We start from the raw sequence: 25,547 nt of genomic DNA on the forward strand, positions 1-25,547 counted from the left end.
GATGAAAGAGATTATTGAAAAATTAGCAAAATTTGAAAATTTGACAGGTGTGGAAATGACGGATGTCATCGAGCGTATCGTAACCGGGCGTGTAACAGAGGCGCAGATTGCTTCTCTCCTCTTGGCCCTTAAGATGAAGGGGGAAACACCTGAAGAGCGCACAGCCATTGCCCAAGTCATGAGAGGCCATGCCCAACATATTCCAACTGAAATCCATGACGCCATGGACAACTGTGGTACTGGTGGAGACAAGTCCTTCAGCTTTAACATTTCGACCACTGCAGCCTTTGTCTTGGCTGGTGGCGGCATTCATATGGCAAAACACGGTAACCGCTCGATTTCTTCTAAATCGGGTTCGGCAGATGTCCTTCAAGCATTGGGCATCAATCTTGACCTCAAACCAGCTGAACTAGGTAAGGTTTTCGATAAAACTGGAATCGTCTTTCTCTTCGCTAAAAATATGCACCCAGCAATGAAGTACATTATGCCAGCTCGTTTGGAATTAGGGATTCCTACGATTATGAACTTGACTGGTCCCCTGATTCATCCAATGGCCTTGGAAACACAGCTTCTTGGAATTAGTCGTCCAGAACTGCTAGAAAGTACAGCTCAGGTATTGAAAAATATGGGTCGCAAACGTGCCATCGTGGTTGCTGGACCAGAAGGGCTTGATGAAGCTGGCTTGAACGGAACAACCAATATTGCTCTTCTTGAAAATGGCGAAATCACCTTGTCAAGCTTCACTCCGGAGGATCTGGGGATGGAACGTTACGCTATCGAAGATATTCGTGGAGGGAATGCTCAGGAAAATGCAGAAATTTTGCTTAGTGTTCTTAAAAACGAACCAAGCCCATTTTTGGAAACGACAGTTCTAAATGCTGGTCTTGGTTTCTATGCTAATGGTAAGGTTGATAGTATTAAAGAAGGTGTTGCCTTGGCCCGTCAAGTGATTGCTAGTGGCAAGGCCATTGAAAAACTCAGACTGTTACAGGAGTACCAAAAATGAGTCAGGAATTTTTAGCACGAATCTTAGAGCAGAAGGCGCGTGAAGTCGAGCAAATGGAGCTGGAGCAAATCCAGCCCTTGCGCCAGACCTATCGCTTGGCAGAATTTTTGAAGAATCATCAGGACAGATTACAGGTAATCGCTGAGGTCAAGAAAGCTAGCCCTAGTCTGGGAGATATCAATCTCGATGTGGATATTGTGCAACAGGCCCAGACTTATGAAGCAAACGGCGCAGTGATGATTTCGGTTTTGACAGATGAGATTTTCTTTAAAGGACATTTGGATTATCTACGAGAGATCTCCAGTCAGGTAGAGATTCCGACGCTCAACAAGGACTTTATCATCGATGAAAAGCAAATCATCCGTGCTCGCAATGCCGGTGCGACAGTTATTTTGCTCATTGTGGCTGCCTTGTCAGAAGAACGTCTCAAGGAACTGTATGACTACGCGACAGAGCTTGGACTGGAAGTCTTGGTGGAAACCCACAATCTAGCTGAACTAGAAGTAGCCCACAGACTTGGTGCTGAGATTATTGGGGTTAATAATCGCAATTTGACCACCTTTGAAGTCGACTTGCAGACCAGTGTAGACTTGGCCCAGCACTTTAAGGAAGATCGTTATTACATCTCTGAATCTGCTATTTTCACAGGGCAGGATGCGGAACGAGTAGCACCATATTTTAACGGAATTTTGGTGGGAACAGCTCTTATGCAGGCAGAGGATGTGGCTCAAAGAATCAAGGAGTTGCAGATTGACAAAGGTTAAAATTTGTGGACTATCGACCAAAGAAGCGGTAGAGACAGCCGTATCAGCAGGATCAGACTATATCGGTTTTGTCTTCGCACCTAGTAAAAGGCAGGTGACCTTGGAACAGGCTGATGAGCTGGCAAAGCTCATTCCTTCAGACGTAAAAAAGGTTGGTGTATTTGTTTCACCAAGTCGGGCAGAACTGTTAGAAGCGATTGAAAAAGTTGGCTTGGACTTGATTCAAGTTCATGGTCAGGTAGGGGATGATTTGTTTGAGGATTTACCTTGTGCCAGTATTCAGGCTGTGCAAGTGGATGGAAATGGACATGTGCCAAATTCTCAGGCAGATTATCTCCTCTTTGATGCCCCTGTTGCTGGGAGTGGCCAGACCTTTGACTGGGGTCAACTGGATACGACAGGACTAGCTCAGCCCTTCTTTATCGCAGGTGGGCTTAATGAAGATAATGTAGTAAAAGCAATTCAACACTTTACTCCCTATGCAGTAGATGTATCAAGCGGAGTGGAGATAGATGGACAAAAAGATCATGAAAAGATTAGAAGATTTATAGAGAGGGTAAAGCATGGCATATCAAGAACCAAATAAAGATGGATTTTACGGAAAATTCGGCGGACGTTTCGTCCCAGAAACATTGATGACAGCAGTTTTGGACTTGGAGAAGGCCTACCGTGAAAGTCAGGCAGACCCCAGTTTCCAAGAGGAATTAAACCAACTTTTGCGCCAGTATGTAGGACGTGAAACGCCTCTTTACTACGCAAAAAACTTGACCCAGCATATCGGCGGAGCCAAGATTTACCTTAAACGTGAAGATCTCAACCATACAGGCGCCCACAAGATTAACAATGCCTTGGGACAAGTTTTACTGGCTAAACGCATGGGCAAGAAGAAAATTATCGCTGAAACAGGTGCTGGTCAGCACGGTGTGGCAACTGCAACTGCTGCAGCTCTCTTTAACATGGAATGTACCATCTATATGGGTGAGGAAGATGTTAAACGCCAAGCCCTTAATGTCTTCCGTATGGAGCTTTTGGGAGCTAAGGTTGAGGCCGTGACAGATGGTTCGCGCGTGCTCAAGGATGCAGTTAATGCAGCCCTTCGTTCATGGGTAGCTAACATCGATGACACCCACTATATCCTTGGTTCTGCCTTGGGGCCTCATCCTTTCCCAGAAATCGTTCGTGACTTCCAAAGTGTCATCGGTCGAGAGGCTAAACAACAGTACCGTGACTTGACCGGCCAAGATTTGCCAGATGCCCTAGTAGCTTGTGTTGGTGGTGGTTCTAATGCTATCGGACTCTTCCATCCCTTTGTAGAAGATGAGTCAGTAGCCATGTATGGTGCTGAAGCAGCTGGACTTGGTGTAGATACAGAGCATCACGTAGCGACTTTGACCAAAGGCCGTCCAGGTGTTCTTCACGGTTCCCTCATGGATGTGCTCCAAGACGCCCATGGTCAAATTCTTGAAGCCTTCTCTATCTCAGCAGGTTTGGACTATCCAGGTATCGGTCCAGAACATTCTCACTACCACGATATCAAACGTGCCAGCTATGTTCCTGTGACTGACGAGGAAGCCTTGGAAGGATTCCAACTCTTGTCTCGTGTGGAAGGGATTATCCCAGCCTTGGAATCTAGCCATGCCATTGCCTTTGCGGTGAAATTGGCCAAAGAACTCGGACCAGAAAAGTCAATGATTGTCTGTCTATCAGGTCGTGGGGACAAGGATGTGGTCCAAGTCAAAGACCGCTTGGAAGCAGATGCAGCAAAGAAGGGAGAAGCTCATGCCTAAGACACTAACAGAAAAATTGAATGCTATCAAAGCAGCTGGAAAAGGAATTTTTGTTCCCTATATCATGGCTGGAGACCATGAGAAAGGCTTGGATGGTCTCGCTGAAACAATCCACTTTTTAGAAGATTTGGGTGTCTCAGCTATTGAAGTGGGTATTCCCTTTTCTGACCCTGTTGCAGATGGACCTGTTATCGAAGAAGCAGGCTTGCGCAGTTTAGCTCAGGGGACTTCGACCCAGGCTTTGGTTGAAACCTTGAAAACCATTGAAACAGAGGTTCCGCTTGTTATCATGACCTACTTTAACCCCCTCTTTCAGTACGGTGTGGAGAAATTTGTCAAAGATTTGGCAGATACAGCGGTTAAAGGATTGATTATCCCAGACCTGCCTCATGAGCATGCCAACTTTGTGGAGCCATTTTTGGCAGATACAGATATTGCATTGATTCCCCTAGTTAGCTTGACAACAGGACTTGAGCGTCAAAAAGAGTTGATTGAAGGAGCAGAAGGTTTTGTCTATGCCGTTGCCATCAATGGGGTGACAGGGAAGTCAGGCAATTACCGAGCAGACTTGGACAAGCACTTGGCACAATTGCATCAAGTAGCTGACATTCCAGTCTTGACAGGTTTTGGTGTATCAAGTCAAGCCGATGTAGAACGCTTCAATGCGGTGTCAGATGGTGTTATCGTTGGTTCGAAAATTGTAAAAGCTCTCCACCAAGGAGAGCCGATTGAGGACTTTATCAAACAAGCAGTAGCTTACCAAAAATAATCAAACAAGTAGCAAGTAAGAGGAAAGGCACAAAAGGAAGTCTTTCCTTTTTCTTTTGAGGGTATAAGTTCATGAATGACAGTTGAATATTAGTTTGGGTATTGCTTATGAATGGTATCTATATAGTTGGTGAAATGTTTCAGGAAATGCTTAGGAGATATAACAGTGATGTATTTTCCAAAAGCAAGCAAGGTATTGTATCCCCAATCATTGTCGTTTAACGGATAAGTAATCTCGTAAATATCGCTATTAATAGGTTTTATGGCATTATAGCCTAAGAGTTCCACAAATCGATCAAGAACAATTTTCTGGACATGCAGGATGACAGGTACTTTGTTTTCATTCATCCAAGCACCACCATCATAGGGAAGTGGTGTAAAATGTCTTTTTGAAAAAGTATCGGAGAGAGTAAGTTCACTAATTCTAGCAACTTTAAAAACAGAAAAACGCGCTTTATCAGTATCGTAGGCATCCATATACCAACTCCGGTCCTTATAGACAATACGGTAAGGCTCACAATTTTTTTGACTCACCAGTCCTTGTGAATTAATATAGGAAAATTTTATTTTTACTCTACCTCTGATAGCTTCCAATAACTTAAAAATCAAAGTTCGTATTTCCAAGTTCCCTTGAGATAGAGATAAATCAATTTCGAAATCAGAGTATGTATTGGTAGCATTTAATTTCAATATAGCATTGAAAGTAGAGGCATCTTCCAATACTTGATAACGGCTTTTTAAACCAGATTCGATCGAAAGCCTCTCGGATTGGGTCAGGGGAGGTTTATCAGTTTGGAAGTCTTCCATAAGAAAAATGCCTCCATTTTTTCCTTTCATTACATAGAGAGGAATGCCTGCAAGAGATAAATCATCAATATCTCTCATAATAGTTCGTGTGCTGACTTTAAAAAGTTCTGATAATTCTTTAGCTGTTGTTTTTCGTTTATTTACTAAATGAGAAATAATCCCCATTTGACGGTCGATTTTCATAATTTTCTCCTTAAATATGACAGATAGTTGTCATATTACTTTTGTTATGATTATACCATAAAGAAAGGAGTTCATATAATGAAACATCAAACTAAACCATCGTTTACCTTAGTTGGCAAGAGTATTTTGATAGAAGGAACTACAGTTCATGAACATCACTATTCTAAAGAGAAAACGGCATTCTATAATCAGTTATTTAAAGAAGGAATGCTGGGAAAATTGATGCCCCATTCCATAGATAAAAGAGGCTATGCTTTGATAGTTCCTCATAAAGATGGTATACAATACTACGCAGGAGTTGCGGCAAATAATGTTGTGGCAGGTTACGAAAGCATTCTTGTCCCAGAGAAAGATTATTTAGTAAGCTCAGCCAGTGGTGATAAATCAAGACTCTTGTTTGACAAATTGGAGGATAACTTTTTTGAGGGAGAATATAGCTCGCTTTACAATGATGGAATTATCTTAGAAATACTTTTAAACGGTAATCCCATGGATGCAGAAGTTGAGCTTTGGGTTCCCAATTCAACAAACTAATAAGAACTGATAGAAAATTATTATAGTCGCAGCAAGTAAGAGGAAAGGCACAAAAGGAAGTCTTTCCTTTTTCTTTTGCGGGAGAAAAGCTAGGATCCCCGTCGCAGAAGCAAACTGAATCAAGATGAGTAATTCGGTCACACTAAAGACGAGAGCACAAGAAGCCAGAAAGAGAAAATCCCCTGCGCCCATGCGGATATCGATAAAATGAGCCATGATTCCAAGGGCAAGGAAGAAGAGCATAACCAGATTCCAACCACAGAAAGCCATGAGGATTAGGTGGAACGTCAGCCAGACTAGTAAAGGATATTCCTGATGGCGAAAGTCGTAGATGCCCAAGGTCAAACCAGCAGTGATTAGGATGACTTGACCCAAGGAAAGAAAGTCCCAAGACCAAGACAGAAAGATGAGCCCTAAGCCTAGTTCAAAAAGGGCATACCAGAAAGGAAAGCGTACCTTGCAATAGCGACAGCGAAAGCGATTGAAGACCTGAGAGAGGATAGGAATTAGGTCTAACGGACGCAAGCGAGTCTGACAGGAATCGCAGTGACTAGCTGGTCGAATAATGGATTGCTCAGGGAAACGGTCAATGACCAAACCGAGAAAGGAAGCGAGAATGCTCCCGACGAGAAAAAAATAAAGATCAATCATACTTATCTATTCGTAAAAAATAGAAGAAGTAGTATAATAAAGAAACATTGATAAGATGGTGAGGTCAAGATGATGATTCGTTTTGAAGAAAATGTGAGCATAGAAAACGCTCAGCTCTTATGCCAATGGTCCAACTCCCTTGGCAAATCCTTTCAAGAACAATGGATGGGAACAATGATTCCTTTTCCCTTAACAATTCAAATCTTGCAAGATTTGGAAGGAATCTTTTCAATCTTTGATGGACAAGAGTTTGTGGGGCTTATCCAGAAAATCAGACTAGAAGACAGGAATCTTCATATCGGGAGATTTTTTATCAACCCCCAGAAACAGGGACAAGGCTTAGGTAGCCAGGCTTTAAGGAAATTTGTTAGTTTGGCCTTTGAAAATGAAGACATAGATACTATTTCTCTAAATGTCTACGAGGCAAATCAAACAGCTTACAATCTTTACCAAAAAGAAGGATTTGAAATCGTTCAAATGGTTGAAACACCTATACGAAAATACATCATGAAAAAGGGGAGATAGCAGTCACTTGAGATAGAGTTCCAAGGATTTTCAAGGAAAAGGAAGTTATCTTTCAAAGTTAGAAACAAGACTTCTATGATTTCTTAGATAGAGGAGATAAAAAATGTCAAGACCTAGAAAAATACGGATTTTGCTAGCTTCTGTACTTGCCTTAGTTGTTGGCATCAATCTTTATTTTCAGTATCAAAGCCACCAAGAACGCATCCAATTAAAGGCTTCCTTTGAAGAAAAGGACAATATAGCTGTCTTACATCGTTTAATGGATTCAGGGAAATATGCGTCTGACATGCAAAAAGCAGGTTATGTTGTTCCTCCCGACGGTGCTATCCGCTTGGATGGAGGAATTGGCTCCATAGGGATAAAAGGAGACATTGATTTGAAAATGTTGAATCCTGGCAGGGATGAAGTCTCGGTTTTATTTGAAACAATGGTAAATGAGGAAAAAATAAATGCCTACTATATTTTAGACAATCAATTAACCCTAAAACGTAGTTACTATTCACATATTAGGAATCAAAAAAAAAGAAAGTGTGAACATCTCTCAAGCCGAAGAAGAACGCCTGTTAAAGATTGTTCGAAAAGAGTTGAAAGCTTTTCTAGATAAGATGTATCAGACTTTGTATGGTTGATGTTACTAGTGAGAAATGGATGCGAGACTCTGTGCAGAACGTCAACGATGATAAGAAAGGAGGGACAAGAATGTTTACAGAATTGCTTTTTATTGTCTCTTTTGTGTTACTTTTACGTTTGTTTAAAAGTAGTCGCTCACGAATGATTATAGGAGTCTTGTATAGTTTGCTGCTAGTTTGGTTTATCTTTTCAGTTTTGAACTATGGCAAATACACTCTTCAACCCGGTCAATCCGTCAACTTAAGAGTAAATCCCAGAACACAAGATTTGGAATACTATTCAATCTTCATCTTGAAGAAAAATGATTCAGGCAGGATTAAATTAACTGGCTCAAGTGTTTGGAGTGAAAGAAATGGTGATGTATATTATGGAGTAGAGGAACAAAAAATTATAAAAAGCCATGGTTTGGACGAGGAGGATGAAGAACTTCCAAACAAGCAAGTAGATATTTATTTAGAAAAAGATGGAGTTGTTGTGAGTTACCAAGGTGAAAAAGTCTTTGATGCAACCAATAACAAGCCTTACACGATAACTATTACCAATGTGGACAAGAAACCAGCCCAATTTGAAGCTCAGGTGGTGGATAAATAAGCCAGTCTAGTAGTGTGTAAGCTTTTCAATTTTCTTTCTTTAAAAAGGGGCTATATTCTTTTAAACAAGCAAAAAAGCCTTGATTCCAAGGTTTTTTCCTACTGACTGACAATTCCTTTTAACGAAGAATCGGAATCGTTTTTAGGGTCTTATACACAAAAAGAGAACGGTAAACGTTCTCTCTTTGACTACTATTGTTATAAGATAAATTAACTTTTAGTCTTATTTTTCGTCTTTGTGAAGCATGTTTTTAACACCTTCAATAGCGCCTTCGACAGCATCTTTAGCATCTTCAGCAACTTCTTTTACTTTAGAAACAACTTTTTCAGCTGTTCCTTCTTTTTCCATTTTTTCATCGCCGATCATTTTGCCGACACCTTCTTTAATGGAACCTTTTGCTTGGTTTAATTTTTCTTCTGTTGACATGATTCTGCCTCCTTTAAATTGATTGATTTAGACCAGATGAATTAGTGTACGCGAGCATTTTCCTTTGCTTCACCCTTAACGGCTTCAACACCTTCGCCTACTTTTTCTTGAACAGCAGCAACACCTGAACCGATACCAGATTTTACTTTTTCAAATTGTTCTGAAGCAAATTCTCCTGTTGAAGAAGCCACGTCAGTTACTCGGTCTTGAAGGCTAACTGAATCTGCTTCATGCTGTTCCTTCGTTTTGATATCAACAACATTCACATTGACTTCAACAACTTCTAGATCAGTCATTTTTGTAACTTGTGATACGACAACATCTTTGATTTCTTTGTACAAAGCAGGGACATTCTTTTGGTATTCAACAACAATGTTCAAGTCAACTGCAACTTGTTCTTTCCCAACTTCAACATTGACACCATGAGTGACATTATCTGTATTGATAATTTTTTCTGTTAGATTAGAGAAGAATCCTCCATCGACATCCAAAAGTCCAGGTACTTTTTCAATTGAAAGACCAATGATTTTTTGGATGACTTTATCCTCATAAGTGAGTTCCCCTTTAACATCTTGAGAAACAACAGCAACATCTTTTTTTTCTACATTTTTATCTACGTTTGACATACGAGACTCCTTTATTTATTTAAATATTTTTCCTTAACATAGTATCCAGCAAATGCTCCTAAGGCTCCACAGATTAACACAAAGAGTGTTTTGAAAAAGCCAAAGGATAAGATAAAGCAAGCGAGAATGACACCTACTAAACCTGCAATAATTGGATACTGATATTTTTTAAACCATTCCATTTTTTACTTCCTTACTTTACACGACTAACAGTCTTTTTGGTCGTTTTTGGAGGCTCAAATTCTTTAACTTTAACTTCAAGTTTTACCTCACGTTCAATACCAAAGAACTGCTTTAATCCATGAGTTATTTCATTCTGAATGACAAGACATCGTTTTGAGATGTTGTCTGAAGGAAGAATTTTGCCCTCAACATAAACGAAACATTTATTTTTGCGGCTATTTACATGGACCGCTGGTTCTTTCATCAACTGATGATCAATGACCAAACATCGAACAAAGCCTTCAATAGCTGAATTTTTTAGTTTTAATGTATCTTCTTGAGTTTCTAATTGAATCTCTAAATACTGTTTAGGATAGAAGAGTATCGCTAACATTGAAATTAACACTAAAACAGATAGGACAAGTGTCCCCCAAAAGACATATCTAGCAATCAGAAATTCAGCGTAGAAATCTCTCCAACTGAATAAGTGGATTCCTAAATCACTGACCTGATGATAATCTATGAGAATAGGAAGGAAAATAGTCAAGATTAAGATACAGAAAATAAGTAACAATATTTTCTTTGATTTTGACATATTAAATCCTTTCAAATGAAAAGCTTTAAACCATAATTTTACCTGTCTACAGTATTCAAAATTATGGCTTATCACTTTTAATTTCTTATTAGGTAATGCTTATTTTTTACCAAATAGAAATGAAACGACTGCAACAACAATCACAGCACCAACGATTGACGGAATAATAGCCATTCCAGCCAATGAAGGTCCCCAGCTTCCGAGAAGAGATTGCCCTACAGACGAACCGATAAGACCTGCAAAGATATTTGCAATCAATCCCATTGAACCACCTTTTTTAGTGATTGCACCAGCGATGAGACCAATAAGACCTCCTACAATAATGGACCACAACATAGTGTATCCTCCTTTTCTATTTCTAAATCAAAGAGTCAATTTCTTTGATTGAACTAATTATATACTATCTCAACTTGGAAACATAATAGTTCGTCTTAAATTCCGTACTGTAAACATGTACTTTAGATACAAATAAATAAGAAAACCTTGATGCTACTGGGTTTCTAAGGGATTAGACTAGTCTTTTTATGACAAGTAAAAGTCGTTCTAAGAGGATAAATGCACCCCATGTGGTATAATTGCATGAAGATTGAAAGACAATCGTTTAGTTTATTATAAAGAGAGAAAAGCTATTCATGAGAGATTTATTATCGAAAAAAAGTCACAGACAATTAGAATTATTAGAATTACTATTTGAAAACAAACGCTGGTTTCATATTTCAGAACTAGCAGAATTATTGCACTGTACAGAACGTTCTGTAAAAGATGACTTGTCCCAGGTCAGGTCTTCTTTTCCTGACTTGATATTTCATTCCTCAACAAACGGCATCCGTATTATTAATACCGATGATAGTGATATTGAGATGGTCTATCATCATTTTTTTAAGCATTCAACCCATTTTTCAATTTTAGAATTTATCTTCTTTAATGAAGGATGTGATACTGATAGTATTTGCAAAGAGTTTTATATCAGTTCTTCCTCTCTTTACCGTATCATCCGTCACATTAATAAAATTATTAAGAAACAATATCGTTTTGAAATTAGCCTCAATCCAGTTCGAATCACTGGAAATGAAATCGATATCCGTTACTTTTTTGCCCAGTATTTTTCAGAGAAATATTATTTCCTTGAATGGCCCTTTGAAGATTTTTCTGTAGAACCTTTGTGTAAGCTGTTGGCACTGGTCTATAAAGAAACTACATTTCCTGTCAATTTCGCCACTCAACGAATGTTAAAGTTACTCCTCGTAACAAATTTATACCGAATAAAGTTTGGTCATTTCTTGGAAGTTGAGAAAAATTCTTTTAACAATCAATTGTTGGAATCTTTCATGCAGGCAGAAGAAATCGAAGACATTGTAGCCAGCTTTGATTCTGAATATCATATCTCTCTGAATAAAGAAGTGATAGGTCAACTGTTTGTATCCTATTTTCAAAAAATGTTTTTCATAGATGAAGAAGTATTTCTCAACCATGCAAAAACAGACAGCTATGTAAAAAAATCGTATCAGTTATTGGGAGATTTAGTAGATCAGGTATCAAGAGAGTATAATCTCCAAGTAGACAATAGAGATAATCTGATTTGGCATCTGCATAATACAGCACATCTGCATCGCCAGGAATTATCGACAGAGTTTATCTTATTTGATCAAAAAGGCAATACAATCAAAAACTTTCAAAATATTTTCCCTCGATTTGTTTCAGAGGTGAAGGAAGGGATTGAACATTATCTAGAGGCTTTGGATATGGATCGTAATTCAATGAAGGTCAATCATTTGTCTTATACTTTTATCACTCACAGCAAACACTTAGTGTTAAATCTTTTACAAAATCAACCTAAATTAAAGGTTTTGGTCATGAGTAATTTTGATCAGTATCATGCAAAATCAGTAGCTGAGACACTTTCTTACTATTGCAGTAACAATTTTGAACTGGAGGTTTGGGGTGAATTAGAGTTATCCCTTGATGCTCTAAAAGAATCACCTTACGACATCATTATTTCTAATTTTATTATTCCTCCTATTGAAAATAAGAGACTGATCTATTCCAATAATGTCAATACAGTCGCTCTCATCTCCTTGCTTAACGCAATGATGTTTATTCGATTAGACGAGTAACTAAGAATAAAAAAACGCTATCTAGCGTTTTTTCTTATAAGAAAAGAATTTCATCTGTATTAGACTCAGAAGATCCTAAAAAACTAAGCAAAAATGTTGAAATATAAGTGATTTTTGGAAGATACTTGAGGGGATATTATTTAAAACGGGATAACTAAACTGGTCAAAAAATGATTGAGAAATAGTTGCTAAAAAAGCGGTTGCATGATACTATATATTAAAAGGAGGTGAGAATATGGTAGAGCAAAAAAAATCCATTACCATGAAAGATGTTGCTCTAGAAGCGGGAGTTAGCGTTGGGACTGTTTCACGTGTGATCAACAAAGAAAAAGGCATCAAAGAAGTAACCTTGAAAAAAGTGGAACAGGCGATTAAAACCTTGAATTATATTCCGGATTACTACGCAAGAGGAATGAAAAAAAATCGAACGGATACGATAGCTCTAATCGTACCAAGCATCTGGCATCCATTTTTTTCTGAATTTGCCATGCATGTGGAAAATGAAGTGTATAAGAGAAATAATAAATTGCTCTTATGTTCGATAAATGGAACCAACCGAGAACAAGACTATCTGGAAATGTTGCGTCATAATAAGGTTGATGGAGTTGTTGCCATTACCTATAGTCCAATTGAGAACTACCTAACTTCAGGAATTCCCTTTGTTAGTATTGACCGTACCTACTCGGATCTTGACATCCCGTGTGTATCCTCTGATAATGATGCAGGTGGACGAGAAGCCGCGAGGCAACTCATTAAAAAAGGGTGTCAGCATTTGGCTTTTGTAGGTGGGCACAATACAACCATTAATGAAACGAAACGACGTAGGATTTCATTTGAGAAGTATGTCCAAGAAAATAATATACCTTTTAGTATCTTTGACCTAGATGAGACCGTTTCTGATTACCACGAAAAGTTAGAGCAATTTTTAGTGGAGAATCCTTCCATAGATGGAATTTTTACCATTAATGATTTCGCTGCTTTAGATGTTATTGAAATATTAGAGACAAATGGTAAACAAATCCCTGATGATGTTCAAATTATTGGGTATGATGGAATAAAAATGGCTGGAGATAGAAATTTTCTACTTTCAACAATTAAACAACCTTTGGAAGAAATGGCAAAAGAAGCTGTTCGTATTTTGTTTGATATTCTTGATGGAAAGACTGTTAATTTACAGACAATCTTACCAGTAGCATTTATTAAAGGAAAAACAACAAAAAAATAAAAGTAAGTCTTGACAGAAAACGCTATCAATGTTAAAATGAAGTCAAATAAAAGAGATTTATTTTTTAAAACAAAATTGAAACGTTTCAAATAATGATTAGAGAGCGCCGTGCGCTATCTTTTCTGAAACAAAATTGAAACGTTTCAAAAAGGAGGTTGCTATGAATAGCAAAGCGAAGCAAGTTTCTCTTTGGGAACGAATCAAGAAACAGAAACTCTTGTTATTGATGACCGTCCCCGGTTTAGTTTTGACATTTATCTTCAAGTACATTCCTATGTATGGTGTTTTGATAGCCTTTAAAGATTATAATCCCCTAAAAGGAATTATGGGAAGTGACTGGGTAGGATTTTCTGAGTTTACAAAATTTTTGTCTTCACCCAACTTTGGAATCTTGTTGGCTAATACTCTTAAATTGAGTGTTTATGGCTTGTTGCTTGGTTTTTTACCACCAATTATACTTGCGATTATGCTCAATCAGCTCTTGAGTGAAAAAGTTAAGAAACGGATTCAGCTTATTCTATATGCTCCAAACTTTATTTCTGTAGTTGTTATTGTCGGAATGATTTTCCTCTTCTTTTCAGTTGGAGGACCAATCAATAGCTTTCTTTCTATGTTTGGTATCAAAGCGGATTTTCTAACGGATCCAGACTTCTTCCGTCCGCTCTATATCTTTAGTGGTATCTGGCAAGGAATGGGTTGGGCTTCGACACTCTATACAGCGACCTTGGTGAACGTCGATCCTGCCTTGGTAGAAGCCGCTAGACTTGATGGTGCTAATATTTTCCAACGAATCTGGCATATTGACCTTCCTGCTTTGAAGCCAATCATGGTTATCCAGTTTATCTTGGCGGCAGGTGGCATTATGAATGTCGGTTATGAGAAGGCCTTCTTGATGCAAACATCTCTAAACCTTCCAACATCTGAAATTATCTCAACCTATGTCTATAAAGTTGGTCTTGTGTCGGGAGATTATTCTTACTCAACAGCTGTCGGTTTGTTTAATGCAGTGATTAATGTGGTCTTGCTAGTCGCTGTTAACCAAATCGTTAAACGTATGAATAATGGTGAAGGAATTTAAGGAGGAAAACATGAAAAATTCGATCATGGATACAAAATTTGATAGACGTATCTTGCTCTTAAACAAAATCATTATTGTCTTTATCGTTTTGATTACCTTGCTTCCTTTACTTTATATCGTAGTGGCATCCTTTATGGATCCGAAAGTTTTGGTTAGTAGGGGGATTAGTTTTAATCCAGCGGACTGGACAGTAGAAGGGTATCAGCGTGTATTTAGTGACCAATCCATTCTAAAAGGCTTTATTAACTCATTGCTCTATTCTTTTGGCTTTGCAACGTTGACAGTCTTACTATCGGTATTCACTGCCTATCCTTTATCTAAAAAAGATTTAGTAGGGCGTCGTTGGATTAACTATTTCCTTATTGTGACCATGTTCTTTGGTGGAGGTTTGGTTCCAACTTACTTATTGGTAAAAGATTTGGGCATGCTCAACACCCCGTGGGCTATTATCGTACCAGGTGCAATCAATGTTTGGAATATTATTCTTGCTAGAGCTTATTTCCAAGGATTGCCTGAAGAATTGGTTGAAGCTGCGGTCATTGATGGAGCAAATGATTTACAGATATTCTTTAAAATCATGCTTCCTCTTGCAAAACCAATTATGTTCGTTCTCTTTCTTTACGCTTTTGTTGGTCAGTGGAACTCATACTTTGATGCAATGATTTATATCAAGGATCCAAACTTGGAACCATTGCAACTGGTTCTTCGTAAAATTCTCATTCAAAGCCAACCAGGTCAGGACATGATTGGAGCGCAGGCAGCCATGAATGAAATGAAACGCTTGGCTGAATTGATCAAATATGCAACCATTGTCATTTCAAGCTTACCATTGATCGTTATGTATCCATTCTTCCAAAAATACTTTGATAAAGGAATTATGGCTGGTTCACTTAAAGGTTAATAAAATAGAAAAAAATAAGGAGTTTTATCATGAAATTCAAAACATTCTCAAAATCAGCAGTTTTGTTGACAGCTAGTTTAGCGGTGCTTGCAGCCTGTGGCTCTAAAAATACAGCTTCTAGTCCAGATTATAAGTTGGAGGGCGTAACATTCCCACTTCAAGAAACAAAAACCTTGAAATTTATGACTGCTAGCTCACCACTAGCTCCTAAAGACCCAAATGAAAAGCTGATTTTGCAACGTTTAGAGAAGGAAACAGGGGTTCATATTGAGTGGACCAACTACCAATCAGATTTTGCAGAAAAGAGAAACCTGGATATTTCTAGTGGTGATTTGCCAGACGCTATCCACAATGACGGTGCTTCAGATGTGGACTTGATGAACTGGGCTAAGAAAGGGGTTATCATTCCAGTTGAAGATTTAATTGAAAAATACATGCCAAATCTAAAAAAAATTATGGATGAAAATCCAGAATATAAGGCATTGATGACAGCACCTGATGGACATATCTATTCATTCCCATGGATTGAAGAACTTGGATCTGGCAAAGAGTCTATCCACAGTGTTAACGATATGGCCTGGATTAACAAAGATTGGCTTAAAAAACTTGGGCTTGAAATGCCAAAAACTACTGATGAACTTATCAAAGTCTTAGAAGCGTTTAAAACGCAAGATCCAAACGGGAACGGTGAAGCAGACGAAATTCCATTTACTTTTATCAGTGGAAACGGAAATGAAGACTTTAAATTCCTCTTTGGAGCCTTTGGTGTCGGGGATAACGATGATCATATCGTAGTTGGAAATGATGGGAAAGTTGACTTTACAGCAGATAACGATGACTATAAAGAAGGTGTGAAATTCATCCGTCAATTGCAAGAAAAAGGCTTGATTGATAAGGAAGCTTTTGAACACGATTGGAATGGTTATATTGCTAAAGGTCATGATCAAAAATACGGTGTTTATTTCACGTGGGACAAGAACAATGTCACAGGAAGCAATGATAGCTATGATGTTTTACCTGTCCTTGCTGGTCCAAGTGGTCAAAAACATGTAGCTCGTACAAATGGTATGGGATTTGCGCGTGATAAGATGGTCATCACTAGTGTCAACAAAAACCTTGAATTGACAGCTAAATGGATTGATGCCCAATACGCACCTCTTCAATCTGTTCAAAACAACTGGGGAACTTATGGAGATGACAAGCAACAAAATATCTTTGAATTTGACCAAGCAACTAACAGCCTCAAACATTTGCCACTAAACGGAACTGCACCAGCAGAACTTCGTCAAAAAACTGAAGTTGGTGGGCCGCTTGCTATCTTGGACTCTTACTATGGTAAAGTGACAACTATGCCAGATGATGCCAAATGGCGTTTAGATCTCATCAAACAATACTATGTGCCTTACATGAGTAATGATAATAACTATCCGAGAGCCTTCATGACTCAGGAAGATTTGGACAAGATTGCCCACATCGAGGCAGATATGAATGATTATATCTACCGTAAACGAGCTGAATGGATTGTCAATGGCAATATTGATACTGAGTGGGAAGACTATAAGAAAGAACTTGAAAAATACGGACTTTCAGACTACCTCACTATCAAGCAAAAATACTATGATCAATATCAAGCAAATAAGAACTAGAGGTTGATTATGGTTGATAGAACATTTACAGTAGAAAAAGCCAATCGTTTTATAGCAGAAAATAAACATCTTGTTAATCATCAATTTAAGCCAGAAGAACATTTTTCAGCTGAGATTGGCTGGATCAATGATCCAAATGGATTTGTCTATTTTCGTGGAGAGTACCATCTCTTTTATCAGTTCTATCCTTATGATAGTGTCTGGGGACCAATGCACTGGGGTCATGCTAAAAGTAAGGACTTGGTGACTTGGGAGCACTTGCCGGTGGCACTTGCTCCTGACCAAGACTACGATCGCAATGGTTGCTTCTCAGGATCAGCTATCGTCAAAGACGATCGCCTCTGGCTCATGTATACTGGACACATCGAAGAAGAAACCGGTGTCCGTCAAGTGCAAAATATGGCATTTTCAGACGACGGGATTCACTTTGAAAAGATTTCCCAAAATCCAGTTGCAACAGGAGCAGATTTGCCAGACGAGTTGATTGCGGCTGATTTCCGTGATCCAAAACTCTTTGAAAAAGATGGTCGCTATTACTCCGTAGTAGCTGCCAAACACAAGGATAATGTGGGCTGTGTCGTTCTACTAGGGTCCGATAACCTAGTAGAATGGCAGTTCGAATCCATCTTTTTAAAAGGGGTAGAACACCAAGGCTTTATGTGGGAATGTCCAGACTACTTTGAGTTAGATGGAAAAGACTGCATCATTATGTCACCAATGCGCTATCAACGTGAGGGAGATTCTTACCACAATATCAATTCTTCTGTTTTGGTTACAGGTAAGGTAGACTGGGCAGCTAAACAGTTCATTCCTGAAACAGTAGACGAAATCGACCATGGCCAAGATTTCTATGCACCACAGACATTAGAGGATGACCAAAATCGTCGTATCATGATTGCCTGGATGCAGATGTGGGGACGTACACTTCCAAATCATAATCAGGGTCACAAGTGGGCTGGTGTCATGACTCTACCTAGAATCCTCCGATTGGAAGATGGTAAACTCAGACAATTCCCTATAAAAAAAGGAAAAAGAATCCAAATTGACAACGATTGTCGTTACCACTTAGGAAATGATACAGATTATCTTGAATTTGGCTATGATAGTAAAACAAAACAAGTTTACCTTGATCGAAGCCATCTAGCCCAAAAGATTCTGGGTGAAGAATTGGATACCAGTAGACGGTATGTAAATATTGAAGCTAAAGAATTGGAAGTTATTCTAGATAAAAATTCCATCGAGGTTTTTGTCAATCAAGGCGAAGCAAGCTTGACTGCAACTTATTACTTAACAGTGCCAGCTGAGTTATTACGAATCAATTAAAAATTAATACTCTTCGAAAATCTCTTCAAACCACGTCAGCGTCGCCTTGCCGTATATATAGGTAACTGACTTCATCAGTCTTATCCACAACCTCAAAACAGTGTTTTGAGCTGACTTCGTCAGTTCTATCTACAACCTCAAAGCAGTGCTTTGAGCAGCCTACGGCTAGCTTCCTAGTTTGCTCTTTGATTTTCATTGAGTATAAGTTATTTCTCCTAAAGAAAAAGTTCTCTTTCAAGCAAAATGGAAAGAGAACTTTTTTCTAGTTTAGCTGAGAATGTTTCAGTTTAAACATCTCAATTTTATCATTGCAGTAAGCGATTAATTTTTGAGCTTTTTCAAAATCATATCCTTTTTCAGATACTGCCTTCACTATCTTCTCATCAAAATAGGAGCCAGTTAAACCAGTGATTTCTTCTGATAAGGTGAGGTAATAGCCTGTTTCAATCCCCTCATCCAGATCTTTTGAAAGAGACTTCATCAATCGTCCGAAGAGAGACTTTTTCGTCTTTTCATCACTGGAATCATTCCCCAAGTTAGTTGAAATCAAGCCAGGATGGTAGGAATTTATGGTGATGGTTGAACCTATTAAAAAGAACTCTCTAGCCAGATAGCGTGTCATCCAAATAGTGTAGAGCTTAGAATTATTGTAGGCTAAACCAGGATTGTAGTTCTTCTCAAATCCAAAGTCCAAATCCTTGACCTTGGCAAAACGATGCATATAGGAGGAAGTATTGATGACACGGCCATCAGGCGAATTTTCTAACAAGGGACTTAACTCAGTTGTTAAAACATAGGGAACGAGAACCGATAACATAAAGGTTCGTTCGATGTTTTCAGTACTCGTTTTTCGCTCTTTCCCGGCATATAGTCCTGCGTTGTTAAACAAGACATCGATACTTTCAAAATCTCGCTTGATTTCCTCCACAAATCGATAAACGTCCTCTAATTTTGAAAAATCTGCCAAGTAGCTAGACACTCGGCCTCTCAAGGACACTGCACGAACCTCTTGAGTGGCCAATTCCAGTTTTTGAGGATTGCGACCATGGAGGATGACATGATGGCCTTCACTGGCCAGTTTTTTTGCTAAATGCTTACCGATACCGTCAGTAGCACCTGTTATTAGAATTGTTTTGACCATATTAATCCTCCAAGAAAGCCATTAATTCTTTTGAAAATTCGTCTGCATATTGGAAAATCGAACCATGCCCTGCATTGGGATAGATAATGAGCTTGCTTTCTTTTATTTTCTCATGCATGTCATAAGAATTTTCAGTCGGAACCTGCATATCCTTATCTCCGTTGACGATTAAGGTTGGTTGAGTGATGAAGCCAAGGTCGTCCTGCGCATCCTTCCCCCAACATTTAATAGCTTTGAGTTGAGTCAAGAATCCTGGTACGTCCATGTCTTTATCTGCAAATTCCTTGGTGCGCATACCCATTCGGCCCAGAACTTTTAGGGCTTCGATTTTACCTTGTTCATCATGATTGTAGAAGATATAGCGCTTAGGGTCGATCCGTTCGAGTCCAGCTTTAAACATATAGTTAAAGGTTTTCCCGGTCACCTTATCGACCTCTTTTCCACCTCGAGGTCCTGTTCCTGCTAAAATCAAGCGATTGACCAAATTCGGCTTGATTCGGACTATTTCTTGTGCAATCATACCTCCCATGGAAAGACCTAGGAGATTGATTTTATCGTAACCTAGTGCTTCGATAAAGGAAATCGTCTGCTCAGCCATCCCAGGAATCGTCGGAGCAACTTTTCCTTGACTGGCTCCAACACCAGGAAGATCAACTACAATGACATGGTGCTTTTCAGCAATCAAGTCTAGTAGTTTTGGATCCCAGTTATCAAGAGTTGCTGCCAAATGGACAAGCATGAGAAGAGGTAGTTTTGATTTACCTTTACTGAGTTCGCGATAGGCAATTTGATTTCCTTGGATAGTGATGTATTGATTTTTTGTAGTAATATATGACATGATGTTTTCCTTTTTATTTCTTAAAGCTGAGGACTGTTTTACCACTAGAGCGCCCGTTAGCGACCTTGTCTAAGGCGCTATTTACTTCTTCAAATGGATAAACTGTATCGATAGATGGTTTGATTTCTAATTTACTAAAAAGGTCAGCTACCTCTTGTAATTGAGCACCGTTGCTTTCTACAAAGATGAAATGATAGTGAACACCATATTTTTCTGCCATCTTATCAAATTTGCGACCAGCTAAGCCGAGAATCATCTGTTTCCATTTTGGTAGCTTCATACGTTTGGCAAAGTCCCCGTTTGGCATAGCACGGAGAGACACAAGGTGGCCCCCTTTTTTCATGATAGACATTTGTTTTTCAGTTTCAGCCCCACCAAGGGTATCGAGTACATAATCCACCTCACTGACCGTTTTTGTATAATCCTCTGTCTTGTAATCGATAAAACGATCTGCTCCTAGTTTCAATACACGCTCAGCACTATCTCCAGCCCCATTAGTGATGACTTTCAAACCTTTGGCTTTGGTAATCGGAATGGCCATTCCACCAACTCCTCCAGTACCACCAGAGATAAAGATTGTTTTTCCAGCTTGAGCGCCCATGAGTTCTAAGGCTTGCATAATGGTTAGGGCAGTAAGAGGAACAGCAGCAGCTTCCTCATCAGATAGATAGTCTGGTACTTTGGCTAGAGCCTGGCTATCGACAGTTACGTATTCTGCAAAGGCACCGATATGGTCAAGTGGTAAACGACCAAAGACGCGATCTCCTACTTGAAAGTTGTTAACCTTCTTACCAATGCTTTCAATAATACCCACGCCTTCATTACCAGCAGTTTGAGGGAACTTGTAAGGAACAATCATCTTGACCTCACCACGTGAGATCATGTTATCCAGAGGATTGACACCAGCTGCGGTGACTTTGACCAAGACTTGTTTGTCTGTAATACTTGGTTTAGCGATTTCTGTGATGTTGAGTGTGATATTTTTTTTGTTATAAGTAGTGTGTTGTGCGACTTTCATATGATTTCTCTTTTCCTTTTTGATTTGATTTCATATACCTGTATCTAATACAAGTATATGTTGTTTCGAGTAAAAACTGACTTGCTATCAAATCAGTTCCGGACTTGTTTGGCTTGTTTATATAAATTGTCAATGACATCTTCTAAAGTTTGATTTTCTAATTCCTTCTCTAGTTGAGATTCGGCACTAGCGAAAAGCGGTGAAACTGCTCCTTGGATATGTTTTCCAACGGGACAATCAGGCTTGCTATTTTGGTGAACAGGAAATAAACTAATATGATTGATTTCTTGAGTTGCATAATAGATCTCAAGTAAAGTCATTTTCTTTGGAGACTTACTGAGTTGATAACCCGTTTTTCCTTGATGGGAATGAATCAGACCTTCATTTTTCAACAAGGCAATCACCTTACGAATGTAACTAGCATTGGTACCAACACTCTCAGCCAGAGCTTGTGAACTTAAGGCATCCTTGCTTTCACTAATCATGGTTAGGATATGTAAAGCAACTGAGAATTTTGTATCCATATGAACCCCTTTCTAAACCTGTATCCGATACAAGAACAAGTATATCACAATTAAAAAGAAAAGCAAGACTTTTGTTTTAAATTTTTAAAATTTTTTTGAAGAGTGTCATAAGATTAAAGATGTCTGGAAAGGAAGTTCATAAAAAATGTGGGGCAAATCTTGCTTAGACAAGCAAAAAAGCCTTGATTATCAAGGCTTTTTCCTGTTGTATTTAGATGCCCCCTGCATACATGAGTTATAATCCTTTAATTTGAAAAATGTTGATAGAATGGGCTTTTTAATGTGATAGACATGTATAAGTTTTGATAAGAGATGAGAAAAAATAGAAGAATGTCGGACAAATTTCGGACAAAATATATAAGAGGATGATTTAGATAATCTGGAAATATTTTATCAGAATTGAACCTTTTCTAACTTATTAAATTAGCATATAGCTTCTTTCTATATATAAATAGATGATACTATCAATGAAGATAAAATTTTGTCAATTCTAATCTTTTAAAAATTCTTTTCATAAACTTAAATATATTATTTCGTTAATGTTAAAATAAATGTAATATTTTTTTAGTACAATGATAATAAAGTATTTCAAATGCAATTTAGAGCTCTTACATAGTTAGGTTATTCACACTATAAAATTCGTACGAGAATTATTGAGAAAAATTTATGGATTAGTGCTAAAATAGCCTTAACGAAGATGGAAGAGCGATGATTGTCTTTTATAAAGAGGTGGATTATGACTGACTTTACATCGTTTAATAAAGCTTTAGAATATATTGATGCTAATTTAGATTCAGAAATTGAATTGTCAGAAATTTATCGAATAACTTCGTATTCATATGAAGTTTTTGCTAGAATTTTTTCGATTATAAGTGGTATTTCTTTAGGAGATTACATAAGGACTAGGAAGTTGAGTAAAGCGGCTGAGGATTTGCAGGAGAAGCGTGGGAATATTGCAGAAATAGCATTGATATATGGGTATAGTTCCTCTACTTCGTTTTCCTACGCATTTAAAAAGTTCCATGGGAAATCTCCATCGGATGTGAAGTCAGGACAAAGTTTCCGTATTGCTCAGCCGTTGAGACTTTCAGTATCAATCAGAGGAGGAGAATTTGATGCGAGCATTACAGAAAAAGAAACCTTTAAACTAGTAGGCGTTAGTCAGAAATTGAGTCCTAATGAAATGTCGCTGGAAGTTTGGCAGAGTCTAGAGCAAAAATTGCAAGAAAAATTAAGACATATTAAATCTAAAAGCATAGAAATGTATGGGCTTTATTTTGTAACTGAGGAAAATGATGAAAGTCAGTATATGATTGGTTATAGTATGTCTGATGATATAATTGAAAAGCAAGTAACTCGAAAAGGCCTTACTATTATTGAAATACCTTCGATGAAATATGCGGTTCTGCGCTTGGAAGGTGAGGTTACAACAAGCATTCATAACGCTTGGAGCTATTTAATTGAGGTTTTCTTGCCTCAAGAAGGATATAAATATGCGGATAGTTATGATTTGGAATTATATCACGGGAATGATGTTGAAAATTCCGATTTTTATATGGAGTTATGGGTGCCAATAAGAAAGTGTGAATAAAAGGAGTTTTATTATGGTAAACGCTATTGAGATTCGTAACTTAACAATTTCTTACTCTAATGGTAAGATTATTGATAATATTGATTTATTTTTAGAAAAAGGGAAGGTTTATGGTCTTGTAGGAGGAAACGGATCAGGGAAATCTACACTTGTTAATTGTATATTGGGTCTGCTTCCTTATAAAAGAGGGGAAATAGCTATTTTTGGCAAACAAATATACTTTAATAAAACTAGGAAATATGTTTTCTCTGTGTGTAGTGCTGTGTTGCAAGATGTTTCTCTACCTAAAAGACTCACAGTTAAGGAATGTTTACGGCTGTTTGCAATATTGGGGAAAGGTAATTTAGAAAAGGTTGAAGAAGTAATTCATCTTCTCCAACTAGATGAGCAAGAGGAAGTTGCTTATGATAAACTATCTTTTGGACAAAAACAAAGAGTTGTTATTGGCACTGCACTTTTACAAAATTTTGAAATTTTATTTTTAGATGAACCTACTAATGGCCTTGACATAGAAACTAGATATGCCTTATTTTCCATTATGAGTTCGCTACGACAGGAAGGAAAGACTATAGTATTTATTTCACATCGGGAAGAGGAAATTTCTGAAATTTGTGATGATATTATTTTTATTGAAAATAAAAAAGTAAAGGTTAGAAAGGGGAGTCTATCATGAAAAATCTACGAGCTATGATTGCATGCGAACTAAAAACCTTTATTAGAGAGCCGATGGGAGCAGCGTTTATTATTGTTTTTCCATTGATTATGTTCCTTAGTACTATTGTTTTACAAGGTAAAGCGGTTATACAAAGTACATTTCCAGGAAATGTTGGTATGACTGTTGCTGCCGCTGGGTTACTGGGAGTTACAATTAACTTGGCTATGAACCGTGAGAATAAAGTATTAAAGAGATTTCAAACAACAGGCCTTTCTTCTTTAACATTAATTTGTGCTGATTATATTGTCTTATGTATATTTTCAATCCTAGGGATATTAGCTCAACTTATTCTAGCTCTGCTGATCAATGGTATGTTTTTTACTAATTACACTCAATTTATTATTGACTTAATTATTTCATCAATTTACTTTTTTGCGTTAGCTTTCTTTATTGGTTCCTATGTAAAGGAAGTAAAATCTATTCATGCGATAACATCTACTTTATTTACTGTTATGATGATTTTTAGCGGGAGTACCTTTCCTTTAGATAATATGCCTACTCTAACTAAAGCGATTTCCAGTGTTTTACCGTTAACACAGGTAAATTTATTACTCCAGAGTGATTTGATTGGAACAGATTATAAATTTCGCGTAGCCTCTTATATGTATATATTTATAAGTACAATTGTATTCTTAGTAATTGGAAAAAAAACATTCAAGTGGGGGTGAAATAACATGAAAGTTCAAAAAAATTATTTGAATCATGATAATTCTTTGTTAAGAAATTTTACCAGTGAAGAGGATGCGAAGTCTACATTAGATTTGACTTCGTTTTTCTCCCCATACGGACCTTTTAAACGAAATTATTCATATTTTGGTCCGGGTGGAATTTTACAAATGTATGCTAGTTTCACTGAAAATTATGATGTTGATTATATTCTAAATAAGCTCTTAGGCTTATCTGACTTAAATACTGATTTTGATAAAAGTTTAAATGTAGGTGGTAAAGGAATTTACTTGCATCAGGCATTTATTTCTAGTATTTCTGAGATGGCAGAAAGAATGTTTGGTTCTTTAGCATATTTAGAAGCCAAGGACAATATAATTTATTCTACGTATAAGGATTTATTAAAGGAATTAAGCAACAATTAGTTGCTTAATTCCTTCCTAAAATTTTTCATCAACACTATTTGACAAAGAGCCTAATTTAATCAAATCAGAGATGCCTGGAAAGATTGCTCATAAAAAATGTGGGGCAAATGATGGGGCAAATCTGACTTAGACAAGCAAAAAAGCCTTGATTTCAAGGCTTTTTCCTGTTGATTTAGATGCCCCCTGCAGGGCTCGAACCTGCGACCCATAGATTAAGAGTCTACTGCTCTACCAACTGAGCTAAGGAGGCAAAGAAAAAGCTGTATTGGTGCCGAAACTTCACGGTT

The 25,547-nt window shown here is 37.8% G+C and carries 29 protein-coding genes, 1 tRNA gene and 2 pseudogenes; 19 read left to right on the forward strand and 13 right to left on the reverse strand.

The annotated features are described in order from the left end of the window. Position 1 precedes the first annotated feature (1 nt). From trpD to trpA, 5 genes are read left to right on the forward strand one after another with little or no spacing between them, the layout of a single operon-like run. Complete coding sequence (gene trpD, locus I6H78_RS07655) at positions 2 to 1,006, forward strand: anthranilate phosphoribosyltransferase (RefSeq protein ID WP_198459294.1); 1,005 nt, start codon at positions 2 to 4, stop codon at positions 1,004 to 1,006. Continuing rightward, positions 1,003 to 1,770, forward strand: coding sequence for an indole-3-glycerol phosphate synthase TrpC (gene trpC / locus I6H78_RS07660; protein ID WP_198459295.1), 768 nt, complete (start codon positions 1,003 to 1,005; stop codon positions 1,768 to 1,770). The genes trpD and trpC overlap by 4 nt, the downstream gene beginning before the upstream one ends. Next, a complete protein-coding gene (locus I6H78_RS07665) occupies positions 1,757 to 2,356 on the forward strand; it encodes a phosphoribosylanthranilate isomerase (RefSeq protein WP_198459296.1) in 600 nt (199 codons plus the stop codon). The genes trpC and I6H78_RS07665 overlap by 14 nt, the downstream gene beginning before the upstream one ends. After that, positions 2,334 to 3,557, forward strand: coding sequence for a tryptophan synthase subunit beta (gene trpB / locus I6H78_RS07670; protein ID WP_198459297.1), 1,224 nt, complete (start codon positions 2,334 to 2,336; stop codon positions 3,555 to 3,557). Before I6H78_RS07665 ends, trpB begins: the two co-directional genes overlap by 23 nt. Then, complete coding sequence (gene trpA / locus I6H78_RS07675) at positions 3,550 to 4,326, forward strand: tryptophan synthase subunit alpha (RefSeq protein WP_198459298.1); 777 nt, start codon at positions 3,550 to 3,552, stop codon at positions 4,324 to 4,326. Before trpB ends, trpA begins: the two co-directional genes overlap by 8 nt. Here the strand turns inward: trpA and I6H78_RS09485 are convergent. Both I6H78_RS09485 and I6H78_RS07680 read right to left on the reverse strand, forming a co-directional pair. Then, positions 4,298 to 4,384 (reverse strand): annotated as a pseudogene (locus I6H78_RS09485) (prepilin peptidase); the annotation flags it as partial. The gene trpA and the pseudogene I6H78_RS09485 sit on opposite strands and share 29 nt — an antisense overlap. A 31-nt stretch (positions 4,385 to 4,415) precedes the next feature. After that, positions 4,416 to 5,315, reverse strand: a complete 900-nt coding sequence (locus I6H78_RS07680; RefSeq protein WP_000687279.1) for a helix-turn-helix transcriptional regulator — start codon at positions 5,313 to 5,315, stop codon at positions 4,416 to 4,418. A 78-nt stretch (positions 5,316 to 5,393) separates the two neighbouring features. On the opposite strand from I6H78_RS07680, the gene I6H78_RS07685 reads away from it, so the two are divergent. Then, a complete protein-coding gene (locus tag I6H78_RS07685; protein WP_198459299.1) occupies positions 5,394 to 5,849 on the forward strand; it encodes an effector binding domain-containing protein in 456 nt (151 codons plus the stop codon). Here I6H78_RS07685 and I6H78_RS07690 read toward each other — a convergent pair. Next, positions 5,838 to 6,500 (reverse strand): prepilin peptidase, encoded by a 663-nt coding sequence (locus I6H78_RS07690; RefSeq protein ID WP_198459300.1) that lies wholly within the window; start codon positions 6,498 to 6,500, stop codon positions 5,838 to 5,840. The two genes, I6H78_RS07685 and I6H78_RS07690, sit on opposite strands and share 12 nt — an antisense overlap. A 69-nt stretch (positions 6,501 to 6,569) precedes the next feature. On the opposite strand from I6H78_RS07690, the gene I6H78_RS07695 reads away from it, so the two are divergent. From I6H78_RS07695 to I6H78_RS07705, 3 genes and pseudogenes are all read left to right on the forward strand, one after another. Further along, positions 6,570 to 7,025 (forward strand): GNAT family N-acetyltransferase, encoded by a 456-nt coding sequence (locus I6H78_RS07695; RefSeq protein WP_084849241.1) that lies wholly within the window; start codon positions 6,570 to 6,572, stop codon positions 7,023 to 7,025. 103 nt (positions 7,026 to 7,128) lie between these two features. Continuing rightward, positions 7,129 to 7,654, forward strand: a pseudogene (locus tag I6H78_RS07700) (thiol-disulfide isomerase). Positions 7,655 to 7,724: 70 nt separating this feature from the next. Beyond that, complete coding sequence (locus tag I6H78_RS07705) at positions 7,725 to 8,246, forward strand: hypothetical protein (protein ID WP_198459301.1); 522 nt, start codon at positions 7,725 to 7,727, stop codon at positions 8,244 to 8,246. 222 nt (positions 8,247 to 8,468) lie between these two features. On the opposite strand, the gene I6H78_RS07710 is transcribed toward I6H78_RS07705, so the two are convergent. The 5 genes from I6H78_RS07710 to I6H78_RS07730 form a co-directional block, all read right to left on the reverse strand. Next, positions 8,469 to 8,672 carry a CsbD family protein gene (locus tag I6H78_RS07710; protein ID WP_000102421.1) on the reverse strand — a complete coding sequence of 68 codons (204 nt, stop codon included), beginning with the start codon at positions 8,670 to 8,672 and terminating at the stop codon, positions 8,469 to 8,471. A gap of 41 nt (positions 8,673 to 8,713) precedes the next feature. Then, the gene (locus I6H78_RS07715; RefSeq protein WP_198459302.1) at positions 8,714 to 9,298 is read right to left on the reverse strand and encodes an Asp23/Gls24 family envelope stress response protein; all 585 of its coding nucleotides are present in this window, start codon (positions 9,296 to 9,298) and stop codon (positions 8,714 to 8,716) included. A gap of 11 nt (positions 9,299 to 9,309) precedes the next feature. Beyond that, positions 9,310 to 9,480: a DUF2273 domain-containing protein gene (locus I6H78_RS07720; RefSeq protein WP_000454669.1), complete on the reverse strand. Its 171-nt coding sequence runs from the start codon at positions 9,478 to 9,480 to the stop codon at positions 9,310 to 9,312. Between the two features lie 11 nt (positions 9,481 to 9,491). Continuing rightward, on the reverse strand, positions 9,492 to 10,055 hold the full coding sequence (amaP, locus tag I6H78_RS07725) for an alkaline shock response membrane anchor protein AmaP (RefSeq protein WP_198459303.1): 564 nt from the start codon (positions 10,053 to 10,055) through the stop codon (positions 9,492 to 9,494). 99 nt (positions 10,056 to 10,154) lie between these two features. Next, positions 10,155 to 10,391: a GlsB/YeaQ/YmgE family stress response membrane protein gene (locus I6H78_RS07730; RefSeq protein ID WP_000964741.1), complete on the reverse strand. Its 237-nt coding sequence runs from the start codon at positions 10,389 to 10,391 to the stop codon at positions 10,155 to 10,157. A gap of 296 nt (positions 10,392 to 10,687) precedes the next feature. On the opposite strand from I6H78_RS07730, the gene I6H78_RS07735 reads away from it, so the two are divergent. The 6 genes from I6H78_RS07735 to I6H78_RS07760 all read left to right on the forward strand — a co-directional run bounded on the left by I6H78_RS07735 (position 10,688) and on the right by I6H78_RS07760 (position 18,342). Next, positions 10,688 to 12,169 carry a M protein trans-acting positive regulator PRD domain-containing protein gene (locus I6H78_RS07735; protein ID WP_198459304.1) on the forward strand — a complete coding sequence of 494 codons (1,482 nt, stop codon included), beginning with the start codon at positions 10,688 to 10,690 and terminating at the stop codon, positions 12,167 to 12,169. Positions 12,170 to 12,404: 235 nt separating this feature from the next. Continuing rightward, a complete protein-coding gene (locus I6H78_RS07740) occupies positions 12,405 to 13,394 on the forward strand; it encodes a LacI family DNA-binding transcriptional regulator (RefSeq protein ID WP_198459305.1) in 990 nt (329 codons plus the stop codon). Between the two features lie 160 nt (positions 13,395 to 13,554). Next, positions 13,555 to 14,472, forward strand: coding sequence for an ABC transporter permease (locus I6H78_RS07745; RefSeq protein ID WP_198459306.1), 918 nt, complete (start codon positions 13,555 to 13,557; stop codon positions 14,470 to 14,472). 10 nt (positions 14,473 to 14,482) lie between these two features. Continuing rightward, positions 14,483 to 15,373 (forward strand): carbohydrate ABC transporter permease, encoded by an 891-nt coding sequence (locus tag I6H78_RS07750; protein ID WP_198459307.1) that lies wholly within the window; start codon positions 14,483 to 14,485, stop codon positions 15,371 to 15,373. A 29-nt stretch (positions 15,374 to 15,402) separates the two neighbouring features. Then, complete coding sequence (locus I6H78_RS07755) at positions 15,403 to 17,019, forward strand: ABC transporter substrate-binding protein (protein WP_198459308.1); 1,617 nt, start codon at positions 15,403 to 15,405, stop codon at positions 17,017 to 17,019. Between the two features lie 9 nt (positions 17,020 to 17,028). Beyond that, entirely contained in the window at positions 17,029 to 18,342 is a 1,314-nt protein-coding gene (locus I6H78_RS07760; protein WP_198459309.1) for a glycoside hydrolase family 32 protein, read from the forward strand. A gap of 262 nt (positions 18,343 to 18,604) precedes the next feature. Here I6H78_RS07760 and I6H78_RS07765 read toward each other — a convergent pair whose 3' ends face one another. The 4 genes from I6H78_RS07765 to I6H78_RS07780 form a co-directional block, all read right to left on the reverse strand. After that, a complete protein-coding gene (locus I6H78_RS07765; protein ID WP_198459310.1) occupies positions 18,605 to 19,483 on the reverse strand; it encodes an SDR family NAD(P)-dependent oxidoreductase in 879 nt (292 codons plus the stop codon). A gap of 1 nt (position 19,484) precedes the next feature. Continuing rightward, on the reverse strand, positions 19,485 to 20,321 hold the full coding sequence (locus tag I6H78_RS07770; protein ID WP_198459311.1) for an alpha/beta fold hydrolase: 837 nt from the start codon (positions 20,319 to 20,321) through the stop codon (positions 19,485 to 19,487). A 13-nt stretch (positions 20,322 to 20,334) separates the two neighbouring features. Further along, positions 20,335 to 21,339, reverse strand: a complete 1,005-nt coding sequence (locus I6H78_RS07775; RefSeq protein ID WP_198459312.1) for an NADP-dependent oxidoreductase — start codon at positions 21,337 to 21,339, stop codon at positions 20,335 to 20,337. Between the two features lie 92 nt (positions 21,340 to 21,431). Further along, entirely contained in the window at positions 21,432 to 21,863 is a 432-nt protein-coding gene (locus tag I6H78_RS07780; RefSeq protein WP_198459313.1) for an Rrf2 family transcriptional regulator, read from the reverse strand. Between the two features lie 736 nt (positions 21,864 to 22,599). Here I6H78_RS07780 and I6H78_RS07785 point away from each other — a divergent pair. Genes I6H78_RS07785 through I6H78_RS07800 form a run of 4 tightly spaced genes read left to right on the forward strand, consistent with a single transcriptional unit; the run spans position 22,600 to position 25,260 of the window. After that, positions 22,600 to 23,454, forward strand: a complete 855-nt coding sequence (locus I6H78_RS07785) for an AraC family transcriptional regulator (protein WP_198459314.1) — start codon at positions 22,600 to 22,602, stop codon at positions 23,452 to 23,454. 13 nt (positions 23,455 to 23,467) lie between these two features. Next, positions 23,468 to 24,127, forward strand: coding sequence for an ABC transporter ATP-binding protein (locus tag I6H78_RS07790; protein WP_198459315.1), 660 nt, complete (start codon positions 23,468 to 23,470; stop codon positions 24,125 to 24,127). Further along, complete coding sequence (locus I6H78_RS07795) at positions 24,124 to 24,837, forward strand: ABC transporter permease (protein WP_198459316.1); 714 nt, start codon at positions 24,124 to 24,126, stop codon at positions 24,835 to 24,837. The genes I6H78_RS07790 and I6H78_RS07795 overlap by 4 nt, the downstream gene beginning before the upstream one ends. 6 nt (positions 24,838 to 24,843) lie before the next feature. Next, complete coding sequence (locus I6H78_RS07800; RefSeq protein WP_198459317.1) at positions 24,844 to 25,260, forward strand: hypothetical protein; 417 nt, start codon at positions 24,844 to 24,846, stop codon at positions 25,258 to 25,260. Positions 25,261 to 25,437: 177 nt separating this feature from the next. Here I6H78_RS07800 and I6H78_RS07805 read toward each other — a convergent pair. Further along, positions 25,438 to 25,510, reverse strand: a tRNA-Lys gene (locus tag I6H78_RS07805). Positions 25,511 to 25,547 lie beyond the last annotated feature (37 nt).

This window comes from Streptococcus oralis, assembly GCF_016127915.1.
Lineage (GTDB): Bacteria > Bacillota > Bacilli > Lactobacillales > Streptococcaceae > Streptococcus > Streptococcus oralis_BO.